Below are 12,613 nucleotides of genomic sequence, written 5' to 3'. Positions count from 1 at the left end.
CAATCAGATTATGAAAAAAGGCAAGGTCTATCTCATCGGCGCAGGCCCGGGCGATATCGGGCTTTTGACGGTCAAGGGGCTCCGCTGCCTCCGGAAGGCGGAGGCGGTCGTCTATGACTTCCACATCAACGCGCAGATACTGAACTACATCAACCACGAGGCCGAATTCATCTACGCCGGCAAGCGCGGCGGCCACCACGCCATGACCCAGGACGAGATCAACCAGGCCCTGGTCGACAAGGCAAAAGAAGGAAAGATCGTCTGCAGGCTCAAGGGCGGCGACCCCTTCGTCTTCGGCCGCGGCGGCGAGGAGGCGGAACTGCTGCACGAGCACGGCATCGAGTTCGAGATCGTGCCCGGCATCAGCTCCTCCATAGCAGCGCCCGCCTATGCCGGCATCCCGATCACCCACCGAAAATATTCGTCCTCGTTCTCGGTGATCACCGGCAACGAGGACATCGATAAGTCCGAGAGCACGCTCAACTGGTCGCGCATCGCCTCGACCTTCGACACCCTCGTCTTCCTCATGGGCATAAAGAACATAGGCGGCATTACGTCGAAGCTCATCGAGCACGGCAAGTCTCCGGAGACGCCTGTTGCCGTAGTGCGCTGGGGAACGCGGCCCGACCAGAAGACCGTCGTCAGCACCTTGAAAGGCATCGCGGCGCTCGTTAAGGAAGAGCACATCAAACCCCCTGCCGTCATGGTGGTGGGCGATGTGGTCAAACTGAGAGATACGCTCAAGTGGTACGAGAATAAACCGCTCTTCGGCCATCGCGTGCTCGTCACGAGAGAATACACGCCGGATTACGAACCGCTCGCAGACCTGGGCGCCGATATCTTCGGCTTCCCCACCATCAAGACCGTAGCGCCCGAGAGCTATGCAGAGCTCGACAAGACGATAGATAAGATAGAGACCTACACCTGGCTCATCTTCACCAGCGGCAACGGCTTCAAATTCTTCATGGAGCGTTTCCTCGAGAGGGGCCGCGACATCCGCGACCTCAAGGGCCTCAAGCTCTGCGCCATCGGCACGAAGACTGCAAAGACGATCACCCAATACGGCATGAAGGTCGATCTCGTCCCCGATGAGTTCAATGCAGAGGGACTGGTGGAAGCATTCATAAAAGAATCCGGGAGCCAGGAGTCAGGAGCCAGGAGCTTAAAGGGAATAAAAATACTGCTGCCGAGAGCGGAAAAGGCGAGAGAGGTATTTCCGGACAAAGTCCGCGAGCTCGGCGGAGAGATCGACACCCCTGCCGCCTACCGCACCATCAAGCCCGAGAAACACGGCAAGAGATTAAAACGCTTCCTCAAAGAAGGCCGCATCTCGGTCGCGACCTTCACCAGCGCCGCCACCTTCAAGAACTTCGTCGAGATCATGGGCGAAGACGCCATGGACCTCCTGAAACCCGCCGCTATTGCCGCCATAGGTCCGGTAACGGCAAAGGCCATCGAGAGAGCGGGTTTGAAAGTTACGATCATGCCCAAAGAGGCGACGATCAAAGCCATGGTGGATGAAATCGTTTCGTGGGTCGCGGGCGCTCGGGCGGAGAAGTAAGGAGGGCAGAGAGAGCAGAGAAAGGGTCAGGTCTTGAATCTTGAATTATCTTCTTTTTAACTCTTTTCAAGATTCAAGACCTGACCCTGTGCTGTGCACTGTGCAGCCCAAGACTCGATCAATTAGAGCTTGAACTTTCCGAGCGCTGCGTTTATTTCTTTTGCGAGCGCTGCGATCCCCTCATCTCCCCTCCCCTGGGCAACGAGCGCCTCCAGCCTCTCGGCCGGCTGTTTGATATCCTCGATGCGCTGCTTCAGCTTCTCGAGGCTTATGTTGATCGCATCCGCCAGATCGGTAAGCTCGTCTCCTTTGCGCAGCGAAAACCGCACCGAGAGATCTCCCTCGCCGACCCTTTCCTTAAGATCTCTTTCAATCCTGAAGAGAGGGCCTGCGATCCTGTGGGGAAAGAAGAGCGCGATCGCAACGGCGAGCAGGACGGTCAGGAGCACGGACACCGCAATAGCCGGCAGGAGATAGTCGAGAAAATTCTGCGCATGGATATGGAACATCCGGTAACTTCCGCCGATCTTCCTGTTGCTGTAGAGATAGAATGTCGCTGCCATGAGCCCGGTGCTGGCCAGAGAGACCGAGAGGACCTTGAGCAGCAATCTCACCTGCATCTCTTTCTTTATGGAATAGTTTAGGCGTTTTCTCTTGTAGGCGGTTTCCATTCTCCCCTCCCGTATCGGTGCGCCCTCTTCAAAGAGAGCGTATATGGATTATAAGCCATAGATGTGGCACTCGTCGCACAGCTTTTTGTTGAACTCCAGCCGGGCAAAGAACTTCCGCTCTCCCCCGTGGGGATCATGGCAGCTCACGCAGGTAATGACGCCGCCCTCAATCGTCGGAAGATGCTGGGGAATTCTGGTCTTTCTGCTATCGGCCCGCACTCCTACCGGGTGCGACTCGTCCTGCTTGTGGCATCCGATGCACACGTCTATGGTGGCATACCGCTCGGGCGCTGCAGAGACCCCATGCTTCAGCGCTTTCTGCCTGAATCCCCTTATCTCCGCCCTGAAGGCCGCGGGCTTGTTTGCGGAGAGCATCAGGTAAAGACCCTTCTGCCCGCTTATGCTGACTACCTTCGCGCTTTCCAGCGCGGGAGCCCCTTCCTTTCCGGCCCTGGGCTCCTTCCGGGGCGAGAGGCCCTCCGCCGTGTCGAACGTGTACTCGGGTGACGTGATGCTATTCCCGTAGATATCCCTCGACACCACGCGATAGCGGTACTGTTTCTTATGTTTCAGCCCGCTCAAGACGGCCCGGTGCTCCCTGGTGAAGAGCGCGTCCAGCGTCTGGACGCTCATCCGGTCATTGCTCAGCCCGTATTCGATTTCCGTGGTTGCAGGAGCGTCGGTCGTCCAGGAGATGGTCGCTTCCACGAGGATGCCCTTCTTGATCTCTTCCACGGTCACGCCTGAAATCTCCGTGAGGGTCGGCGCGCGGTGTTCACCGATATACGCGGGGATAAGCGGGATCGCCTGGGGAGACGAGGCCCTCCCCTCTCTGTCGGTCAGGACGATCTCCATCTGGTACTCACGGTCTTCGAGTGACGGGCAGAGATAGGCAATGGCGTTTTTTTGAAAGCTGTGTGACTGCGCTGCGGCGCTGCTTTCCGGATCGATGATCCTCGCTGCCTCCCTCTTCGAGGGAGTCTCCGGGTGGCAGAGGGAGCAGTCGCGGATCGCGCCGTGAATGTACCGGTAAGAGAAGACATGGCACGCGTTGCAGGCATCCGAGGGGCCTTTGGCACCAGCCGCGTCCATGGTATACGGCAGCGCCGCGATGAATAAAAGAACCGTGAATATGAGAGCTCGCGCCATTGCAAACCTCCTTGCAGGATGACGGCCGCGAAAAAGGCCGCTACGCGCAGAGATTATAGCAAGAACGAAAATCGAAACGCTACGGCATACACCCGCCAAAAGACAGAAAATTTAATTTTTGTGACGGCGGTCTCATTTTTGGGATAGGAGGGGATGATGCAGCAGTTTAACCGCAGACAGCATAATAACCGTATTCGCAGGGCGTCAGCGAAAGGAGTGCGTATGACCGGTCCCAAACGGTGTCGAATGAAAGCGCTAAGCCTGGGGGGGAGGTTTGACAGCGCCCCTGTTCAGCGGGCCTCTCAGGGGGATTCGTATGGTAAACGCAGTGCCTGCGCCCTCCTCGCTTTCGACGACGATCGAGCCTTTATGGCTCTGGATGATCGAGAGCGCCATAGTGAGGCCGAGCCCCGGCCCGTAAAGTTTGGAGGTGACAAAAGGGTCATAAACGCTCTTTATCTTGTCGCGGGGAATTCCCTTCCCGGTATCGGCAATCCGCATTTCGAAGCATTCCCCATTCACCTGCGACGATATCCTCAGCACGCGCACAGCGCCATTCATCGCTTCTATGGCATTCTCGATGATGTTCGATATCGCTCTTTCGAGGTTCGCCCTGTCTACAGGGACCAGGGGCGGGTCCGGCGTCAGGGAGAGCTCGACAGCCACGCCGCGGTCCTCTAGTGCTTTGGCAAAGGACTTCAGCGAGTCGCTGATGACCCCGTTTATGTCGGATTCTTCTATATACGAGACGGCTGCGCTTTTTAAACCGACGAGCTGCTTCACCATCTGCTCCAGCCTGCCCACGTCCTGCACAACGATCTCCATGTACGCTTTGTTCGGGTCCCCTTCGGGCAGGCTCTCGTACACACGCCGGGCGAACCCGCCGATCGAGACGAGCGGATTGCGAATCTCGTGGGCGAGCTCGTCCATGATCTGCTCGATCGCTTCGGACCTCTCCTCTTCGGCCAGCCGCTCGCTCGCCTCTCTCTTGGCGAGGAGCGACCGCACCCGCGCCGAAAGCTCTTTGTAATCGAACGGCTTGGTTATATAGTCGTCGGCGCCGGTATCGAGCCCTCTTACCTTATCGGCCACCTCGCCCTTTGCCGTGAGCATGAGCACGGGGATGTACCGGGTATGCTCCCCGGCCTTGAGCCTTTCGCATGTCTCGAGGCCGTTCATGCGCGGCATCATGACATCGAGGACGATGAGGTCGGGGAGGTACTCCCGGGCCTTTCTGAGCCCCTCCTCGCCGTCGGAGGCCTCGGCAGTGTCGTACCCTTCGGCCCGGAACCGCTTTCTCAGGAGGTCCACCGTATCGGCAGTATCGTCGACGATGAGGATCTTCTTTTTGTCCATGACGCCGGTTTGCAGCCCCTCCTCACCCCTTCAAGAAGCGCCTGATCTGGTCGGGCAGTGCGCGCACATCGACCGGCTTCGGGAGATAGCCCTCGCACCCGGCCTGCAGCGCTTTCTCGCAGTCGCCCCTCATGGCATGGGCCGTAAGGGCGATAACCGGGATATCCCGGTACTCTTCCCGGCTCTTCAAGCGCCGCGTGACCTCGTAGCCGTCGACCTTGGGAAGGGAGATATCCATGAGTATGAGATCAGGCCTCTCCGAGGAGACCTTGCTCAACGCCTCCTCGCCGTCAACCGCCTCGACGATGCGATATCCCCTGATGCCCAGGACCTTTGCCACCAGCTCGCGGTTGTCGCGGTTGTCGTCCACTACCAGTATCGTTTTCGCTGTACTGCCTCCGGTCAGTTCCATAGTCTCCCCCGGTACAACAGTAGATGGTGTCATCATGCCGAGCTGCGGTTACCCCTCGGAAGTCCGCCGCCACTTGCATATGGTGCTCTTCAGCTCGGTGAGCAGGTCCTCCTCGGCGAGCATCCCCTTGTTCAATATCGCCTGTATCCTTCCATTCAGGTTCTTCAGCTCGTCCTCTGTCGGATCTTTCCGGGTGATGACGATGAGAGGGATGTCTTTGGCGCCCTCTGCCGACTTTATATATTCGATTATATCAGGTCCGTTGCCGTCCGGCTCGCCGGACGCAGGCATGATAAGGTTCAGCACGATCAGGTCCGGACGTGCATGCTTCATGGCCTCTATCGCGCTCTTGTTGTCGCCGGCGGTGAATGCCTGGTACCCCGCCTCGGCAAGCATGCGGCTGACGACCTCGGCGGCATGCGTATCGCTGTCCACCACGAGCACTCTTGTTATGGCGGCTATCTTTTCGAGGTGTTTCAGCCTCCTGAGGAGGAGATGCTTGTCGACGGGCTTCACGATATATTCTGCCGCGCCCATGCTGAACCCCAGCTTCTTGTTGTCCACGATCGAAAGGATGATGACCGGGATGTCCTGGATGTCGGGCGTCTTCTTCAGGTCCTGCAGCACCTGCCAGCCGTCCCGTACCGGCATCATGATGTCGAGGGTGATCGCCACCGGCCTCAGCTCCCGCGCTTTCTCGACGGCATGCTCTCCGCTCGAGAGGCCGACGACGTTGTAATCGGCGCCGATATACTTCTTGATGAGCTCGATAACATCGGGATTGTCGTCTATGGCGATGACCGTCTTTTTTTCGGCAGCGGGCGTCTTCGCCTGCTCCGCGTCTTCGGGCGACTCGGCTTCGGAGACCATCATCCTGATGACGTCACAATCCTTGCAGAAATCGACCTTCTCCGGGTACGAGGCGCGCTTCGCCCCTTTGCAGTGGGTGCCGCGCATCAGCCAGCACCGGGGTTCCGTGCTCCCGAAGGCAGGGCAGGTGGTCTGCCCGCAATGAAAATACTCCCAGCAGCGCACCGGTCTGCCTGCGGAGGACGGTTCCTTCAGGAACGTCTCCACCGGCTTCCCCGTATGCTCTGCAAGGGCTGAGGCCATTTCGGGATCGAGCACCACCTGTTTGCTCTCTTCAATGAGATGCTTTTTGACCGGAAGGGTGAAAAAGAACCTGCTGCCCTTTCCATAGGCGCTCTCCACCCATATATCGCCTTTGTGAAGGACAACCAGCGCCCGCGTAATGCTCAATCCGAGACCGGTGCCTTCATACTGCCTGCTGATAGCGGAGTCGAGCTGGCTGAATTTCTCGAACAGGCGGCCTATGTCTTCGTCCTTGATGCCGATGCCGGTATCCTCGACACAGACCCTGATGAAATCCGGCCCTCCCGCCTGACGTGTGCCCCATTTGTACGGCGCAGCGGATATGGTTATCCCGCCCTGATCGGTGAACTTGATCGCGTTGTTCAGGAGGTTGACGAGTATCTGGCGCACCTTGTCCTCATCGGCATAAACCGGAGGGAGGGAGTTTTCGATGTCGAGTGTCAGGGTGAGATGCTTACTCTCCACCAGGGGCTCGAACGTGGCGGCAACCGAGGCTATGGATTTTTTGAGGTCGATCTCCCGCAGGACGAGGTCTACTTTCCCCGCCTCGATCTTCGACATGTCGAGGACATCGTTGATGAGCTCGAGAAGATGCCGGGCGTTGCTCCCGACCTTCTCCAGGCTTTTCGCCTGCTCCGGGTTCACGGGACCGTCCACGCCGTCGAGCAGCAACTCGGTATAGCCGATGATCGAGTTCATCGGGGTGCGGAGCTCATGGGACATGTTCGCCAGGAAAGCCGTCTTGAGGCGGTCGAGCTCCTTGAGGTCTCTGTTGGCACGCTCCAGCTCTATGGTCTTTTCTTTCAGTTGTATCGTCCTCCGCGCAACCTCCCGTTTCAGCTCTTTGTTGAAAAGCGACACCTTTTCGTAAAGCCTGGCGATATTGTCGAGCATGCTGTTGACATGTCCCGCGAGCTTGTCCATCACATCATTCGTGCCCCGTATCTCGGCCCTGGCATCGAGCCTGCTTTCCGCCGCGAGGGTCAGGGTGGCGAGCAGGCGCTCTCCGCGTTCTTCGAGGTATCTCCGCTGGGCCTCTTCCCTCGCGGCAGTTTCCGCGGCATATTTCAGCCGCTCGGCATCCAGGACCGCGCTGATATCGCGGCAGATCTCGAAGCCGCCGAGGAGCTTCCCGCTCGAATCGCGCAGGGGGCTGGCGCTCGCCATCATGGGAATGGCGCCCCCCTCCCTGTTGGTCATGGTCACCCTGACTCCTTCGACCGCCTTGCCAGCGGTGAAGCTCTGCTTGAGGGGACAGGTCGTGTCGCATATGTCGCTCTTGAAGACCTCGCGGCAGGTCATCTTTCCTTCCGCCTCCTCTCTGCGGAATCCGGTAATCTCCTCGCATGCCCTGTTCATATAGGTGATGACCATGTCGGGGTTGACGATGAAGAAGGGGTCGGAGATGGCGACCTTGAGGCTGTCGGCATACTCGATCTGGTCCTTTATGTTCTTGACCATGTTGTTGAAGGAGGCGCCGAGCGCCCCGATCGCATCACCACTCTTCACGTCGACCGAAACGGACATATCGCCGCGGGCGAACCGTGAGGCCTTCTCCGCCATATCGGTGACGGGCCAGGTGACCAGCCGGGCGAGCATGAAATAGATCAGGGCGACGACGCCCCCGATGCCGAGTGCGCTGATAAGAAGCGTATAATTTCTCAGTGAGGCGATGGCGGCATACGTCTCATCGGTGGACTGCCGTACAATCAGGCTGCCCAGGACCTTCCGCGAGTCGCCATGGCAGTGATAGCACTCTGCCTCATTCGCTATCCTGTGAAGCGTAATCAGGTATTTTTTCCCCTCGAATTCTTCTTCAAAGTACCGGTCGTAGTACGGCATCCCGGTCTCCAGGAGATTGCGCAGCGCATTCAGGGCCTCCCTGTTATGGACAAACTGCGAGACATCCGCGCCGATCCTCTCTTCGTGCGTGGCAAAGACAATCGTGCGGTTGAAATCGCAGATGACGATCTCGGCGCTCTTCAGCGTCTCCTTGACATCCATGAGCTGTCTTTCGACCGACGCGCTGTCGCCGACGGACATAGGGTGTTTTATGCCTGCGTACGCCAGGAACCTCAACTCTCTCCCGGAGGTCATCATCCGCTCCTTGAGCTGCGCGCGCTGGCTGTTGACGTTGAGGTAGATCACCGCCCCCATGACAATGGCCACGCCGACCGTCAGGGTGAGGAGTATCTTGGCGCTCAAACGCTTTCGCATGAAATCGAGGGGAGTGCCCATGTCAGTGCGCTCCGCCATGGATAAGGGGTTTATACCTGAACGCCCTGACCCGCTCGGAAGTATGGCAGACCTCGCAGTCCTGCATGGTCGGATGCGCTTTCAAATCCCGCGGGTTTTGTGTCCGGACATGGAGTGCCCCGGGACCGTGGCAGACTTCGCAGCCTGCATTCTTCAGGTGGGGAGTTTTTTGAGGACTTACAAAGCCGCCCGGCTTGCCGTAGCCCGTTGTGTGGCAACGGTAGCACTTCGTGATCTCTTCGGCGGTCAGGCCCTTCCTGAGCTTTTCGATGCTCTCGAACGACCGGCTCTTCTTCGAATAGGCCATGAAGCTTGCATATTCTTTTTCATGACACCGTTTACAGGCTGCCGGTCCGGTGTACGGCGACGCCGTGTCCTTTCCGTAACAGGGGGGCGCTGCTGCCGCGGCCCAGAGAATGACAACGAGCATAACGAGCGGTATCCATCCAGCCCTGAAAAACGCTCCCCCGACCATATCGCCCCCGGCACTGCCAGTGGAAAGGTTTATTGCAGGAGTCCCGAAAGCCTCCGGGAGCCTGCGCCGTCTCCGTGCAACTACAGAGGGGTCGCCTCTGTAGTTTTATTGTATAAGGATCATGCCTCAATACTCAAGGGCGCCATGCGGCAACTGCTCTGCTGCCGTCCTGCAAAATCCCGCTCCTGTCGGAGAGACAGCTCATATTTGGCAGGATCAAGTAAGATTTGTAGAATTAATCATATTTATTGAGAGGTGGTAAGATAATGAAAACCCATGTAAGCGAGAGAGGGCAGGTGGTCATCCCGAAAAAAATACGTGACGCCCTCCGTATCGACAAGGGCGACGAGCTTGACGTCGAGGTGGTCGGCGAGGCGATTCTGCTCAAGCCGCGCAAAAGGTTCAAGGCTCAGAAGTGGCAGGACTATATCGGCGTGGCGGAGGGAATAGCGGAGTTCCACCTTAAAGAGAAGAAGAAGGAAAAGAAGCGTGAAGACCTTTATCCTTGACAGCTACGCCCTCCTATGCCTTTTCGACCATAAGAGGAAGCAGGAGGGCAGAACCGTCAAAAACTACCTCGAAGCCGCTGAGAGCGGCAGGATAAAGCTCTGCCTTAGCAAGATTAATGAGGGCGAAGTGTTCTACCGGCTTTATAAATTCCTGGGAGAGGAGATCGCCCGGGGCTTTAGAGAAGACCTGAAGCGTGGGCTCTTTCCCGTAACCCTCGTTCCGGTAAACGACAAAAGAGCGGAAGAGGCTTCGGAAATAAAAGCGCGGTATCCGGTATCCTATGCGGACGCCTTTTGCATAGAACTCGCCCGCGACCTGTCTGCGCCCGTTATAACCGGCGCCCCCGACTTCGAATACGTGAAGGGTATTGTGGAGGTCGTAGTATTGAGCGCATAAGGCACGATGCGATTCCCGCGGAAGCAGGAATCTGGACGCTTTTATACCCCACAGGCGAAGGGGTCAGGTCTTGAATCTTGAAAAGAGTTAAAAAGAGAATAATTCAAGATTCAAGACCTGACCCTGTGCAGACGCTGTGCAGACGCGGACCTGCTCCAGCTTGATTACGGCTTGAATCTATCTACAGGCTACAGGCGGGGAGAAAGAACATAGCGAGGCGTACCGGAAATATGGATAATAAGATGATACCGTTCAGGACAACATAACAATAACCTTATTCAGAGGGCGTCAGTCAAAGGAGTGTATTATATGTCCGATTTCAAGTCCAGGCAGGTCAGAAGGGATGAGGCGGTGCAGGAAATCATGACACTCGCTGCAAGATGTGTTTGCCGCGAAGGAGCTGAAGAGTGAACATATTGGTGCGCAATCTGTCCAGGACGATAACGGAGAAAGAGCTGCTGCAGATGTTCCTGCCCTTCGGAAGGGTGGTATCCCACAACATAGTGATGGATGACCTAACCGGCAGGTCGAAGGGGTTCGGGTTTGTCGAGATGCCGGACGCTGCGGAAGCCGCGGCGGCTATAAAGGCCCTCGACGGCAAACCTATCCGCGGTCAAAAGGTTCGGGTAAAGAAGACCCAAAGGCCGAGCAGGCCCCCTCTTCAGAGCAGACCGGAGAGCCGGAGCAGAACAGAGAATCAGAGCAGACCGGAGAGGGCCCGGCCGGAACGTTCCGGAAGCGGTGCAATAAAAGGTGCGCTCAGAGGAAAAAGCAGCAGTTCTCACACAAACCGACCCCCGAACCCTCGGTGTAACAGCAGAGATCGAAACAGGTAAGCACCCCTTACTCAGGAGTAAGGAGCGCCGTCACGGTCAGCATGGCGACCGCCCAGACCGTGTCGATGGGCAGCTGCAGCTCGCTCGCTGCGTCGAACAGCAGGTCGGCCCTGGCAGGAAACTCCTCATCTCGCAGCCAGAGTATGATGGTCACCGGCGTCCTCGGCAGGGGAAAGAGGGTCACCGCTGCATCGCCGTAGCTCGCGACCTCGCCGTTGAGCCGGGCCCCTTTCCGCAGAAAGCCTTCCCGATCGCTGCCGAACCGTTCCGCTACATCATCAAGCGGCAGGGCATGTGCCCCGCGAAAAAAGAGCTGGCCGCTCTTCATGCCTTCGGGTTTGATCAAGCGCCCGCTCGGGGCAACCTCTCTGGCGCCGGCAAGGTACCCGAGGGCCGAGAACCTGAGGAAGAATCCGAGCTTCCCGATAAGCCCCTCGCCTTCTGCGGAACGGCTCGCAATCGTTCTCTGCCCCGGCGAGACGAGGACCTCCCTGCCGAAGCAGTGGAGCTGGTACATGCCGGACGCTGCATAAAAGGTTGCGCCGGTCCTCCTGCAGACCTCTTCCGGTATAAGCCCGGCAAGGGTCTCCCACACTTTATCCTCTCCGCTGGCCATGGTTTATTATACGGAAATTCCTTGTACGAAAGGCACGCGGCGCTCGTTCTTCATACAACTGTAAGTAGCATTGCCGCCCATTTTCTCCTTGTCTTTTCCGCCTCTGAAAAGGTATACTAGAAGATGTAGTTTTCTGCGCATTTTCCGGTATTTTCTGATAGATATACTCTACCTCCAGCTGTAAGTCCACGGTCTTCCCCGCAGCCGCAGTTGCAGAAAAAGCACTACGTACCCATGAGCGAAAAAGGCGCTGATCGATCTCGGCGCAAAGCACGCCCCGACCGCGTCGCGCATCGCGATCGCCGGCAATCAGGCTGCCGCCCTGCGCGCGCGTACAGGAGCGCTGTATGAAGAGACAACCTCGAATCATCCAAGGAGGAGACGAGATGACAGAGTTAGCGGTATACGAGGAGAAACCCTTGACCGTACAGGACATACGGGAGCAGATCAACCTCATCCAGGAAGTGATGCGCACCGTCATGCAGGACGGCCAGCACTTCGGGAAGATCCCCGGAGCAGGAGACAAGCCCACCCTCTTCAAACCGGGCGCTGAAAAGATCATGGCGACCTTCAGGCTCGCCGCCGATCCGGAAGTGACCGATCTCTCGCACGATGACGTGATCCGCTACCGGGTGAAGTGCCGGCTCTCGACCAAGAGCGGCATCTTTTTCGGCGCGGGCGTGGGGGAGTGCTCGAGCGAGGAAGACAAGTACAAGTGGAGGACGGCGGCGAGCGACGATGAATGGGAGGCGACGCCCGAAACCCACCGGCGCGTAAAGTATTTCCGCGACCGCCAGATCAGGCAGGTCCGGACCAACCCCTTCGACCTGGCCAACACCATTCTGAAGATGGCGAAGAAGCGGGCTCTCGTCGATGCGGTGCTCACCTCCACGGCAGCGTCGGACATTTTCACCCAGGACATCGAGGATATGCCCGAAGAGCTCTTCGACCGCGGTAGCCACGGCAGCCAGAAGCCGGCGGCCAGGCAGCCGCAGGCGAGGACCGGCGCGGGCGTTATACGAAACCCCAATGTCCCGGCTACCGAGGCGCAGATCAAGGCGATCTTCGCGATCCTCAGGAGCAGGGGCTTCGGCGACGAGGACGACATGATGCTCGAGATCAACAAGTTTCTCAACGCCGACCTCGACCTCACCTTCGTTCCCCTCGAAGCAGTCAGGGATATGACCAAGGGACAGGCGAGCGCCTTCATCGACCACCTCCAGAAGCAGCATCAGCGGTAAGCGGTCGGCGGAGCGCTGCAT

At 57.9% G+C, this 12,613-nt stretch carries 12 protein-coding genes; 5 read left to right on the top strand and 7 right to left on the bottom strand.

The genetic code is table 11. The features are described 5' to 3' along the window. Positions 1–10 precede the first annotated feature (10 nt). Positions 11–1,561 (top strand): uroporphyrinogen-III C-methyltransferase, encoded by a 1,551-nt coding sequence (cobA, locus tag AB1805_02345; protein ID MEW5744271.1) that lies wholly within the window; start codon positions 11–13, stop codon positions 1,559–1,561. A gap of 122 nt (positions 1,562–1,683) precedes the next feature. Here cobA and AB1805_02340 read toward each other — a convergent pair whose 3' ends face one another. The 6 genes from AB1805_02340 to AB1805_02315 form a co-directional block, all read right to left on the bottom strand. Then, positions 1,684–2,232, bottom strand: a complete 549-nt coding sequence (locus AB1805_02340) for a methyl-accepting chemotaxis protein (protein ID MEW5744270.1) — start codon at positions 2,230–2,232, stop codon at positions 1,684–1,686. Positions 2,233–2,280: 48 nt separating this feature from the next. Further along, positions 2,281–3,381 (bottom strand): cytochrome c3 family protein, encoded by a 1,101-nt coding sequence (locus tag AB1805_02335; GenBank protein ID MEW5744269.1) that lies wholly within the window; start codon positions 3,379–3,381, stop codon positions 2,281–2,283. 255 nt (positions 3,382–3,636) lie between these two features. Then, positions 3,637–4,737 carry a response regulator gene (locus AB1805_02330; protein ID MEW5744268.1) on the bottom strand — a complete coding sequence of 367 codons (1,101 nt, stop codon included), beginning with the start codon at positions 4,735–4,737 and terminating at the stop codon, positions 3,637–3,639. Positions 4,738–4,759: 22 nt separating this feature from the next. After that, positions 4,760–5,149, bottom strand: a complete 390-nt coding sequence (locus tag AB1805_02325) for a response regulator (protein MEW5744267.1) — start codon at positions 5,147–5,149, stop codon at positions 4,760–4,762. A 48-nt stretch (positions 5,150–5,197) separates the two neighbouring features. Next, on the bottom strand, positions 5,198–8,500 hold the full coding sequence (locus AB1805_02320; GenBank protein MEW5744266.1) for a response regulator: 3,303 nt from the start codon (positions 8,498–8,500) through the stop codon (positions 5,198–5,200). A gap of 1 nt (position 8,501) precedes the next feature. Continuing rightward, the gene (locus tag AB1805_02315) at positions 8,502–8,993 is read right to left on the bottom strand and encodes a cytochrome c family protein (GenBank protein MEW5744265.1); all 492 of its coding nucleotides are present in this window, start codon (positions 8,991–8,993) and stop codon (positions 8,502–8,504) included. Positions 8,994–9,259: 266 nt separating this feature from the next. Between AB1805_02315 and AB1805_02310 the strand changes: the two genes are divergently transcribed. The 3 genes from AB1805_02310 (at position 9,260) to AB1805_02300 (ending at position 10,735) form a co-directional block, all read left to right on the top strand. Then, a complete protein-coding gene (locus AB1805_02310) occupies positions 9,260–9,502 on the top strand; it encodes an AbrB/MazE/SpoVT family DNA-binding domain-containing protein (protein ID MEW5744264.1) in 243 nt (80 codons plus the stop codon). Next, on the top strand, positions 9,483–9,899 hold the full coding sequence (locus tag AB1805_02305) for a type II toxin-antitoxin system VapC family toxin (GenBank protein ID MEW5744263.1): 417 nt from the start codon (positions 9,483–9,485) through the stop codon (positions 9,897–9,899). Before AB1805_02310 ends, AB1805_02305 begins: the two co-directional genes overlap by 20 nt. Positions 9,900–10,306: 407 nt before the next feature. Further along, positions 10,307–10,735, top strand: a complete 429-nt coding sequence (locus tag AB1805_02300) for an RNA-binding protein (protein ID MEW5744262.1) — start codon at positions 10,307–10,309, stop codon at positions 10,733–10,735. Between the two features lie 7 nt (positions 10,736–10,742). On the opposite strand, the gene AB1805_02295 is transcribed toward AB1805_02300, so the two are convergent. Beyond that, the gene (locus AB1805_02295; protein MEW5744261.1) at positions 10,743–11,351 is read right to left on the bottom strand and encodes a DUF3786 domain-containing protein; all 609 of its coding nucleotides are present in this window, start codon (positions 11,349–11,351) and stop codon (positions 10,743–10,745) included. Positions 11,352–11,737: 386 nt separating this feature from the next. Here AB1805_02295 and AB1805_02290 point away from each other — a divergent pair, with 386 nt between their 5' ends. Next, complete coding sequence (locus tag AB1805_02290) at positions 11,738–12,592, top strand: hypothetical protein (protein MEW5744260.1); 855 nt, start codon at positions 11,738–11,740, stop codon at positions 12,590–12,592. Positions 12,593–12,613 lie beyond the last annotated feature (21 nt).

The sequence above is a fragment of the Nitrospirota bacterium genome, from assembly GCA_040752355.1.
Taxonomy (GTDB): Bacteria; Nitrospirota; Thermodesulfovibrionia; order Thermodesulfovibrionales; family Dissulfurispiraceae; genus JBFMCP01.
The sequence above is the reverse complement of the archived record's forward strand: the minus strand, read 5'-3'. Positions and strand labels throughout refer to the sequence as shown.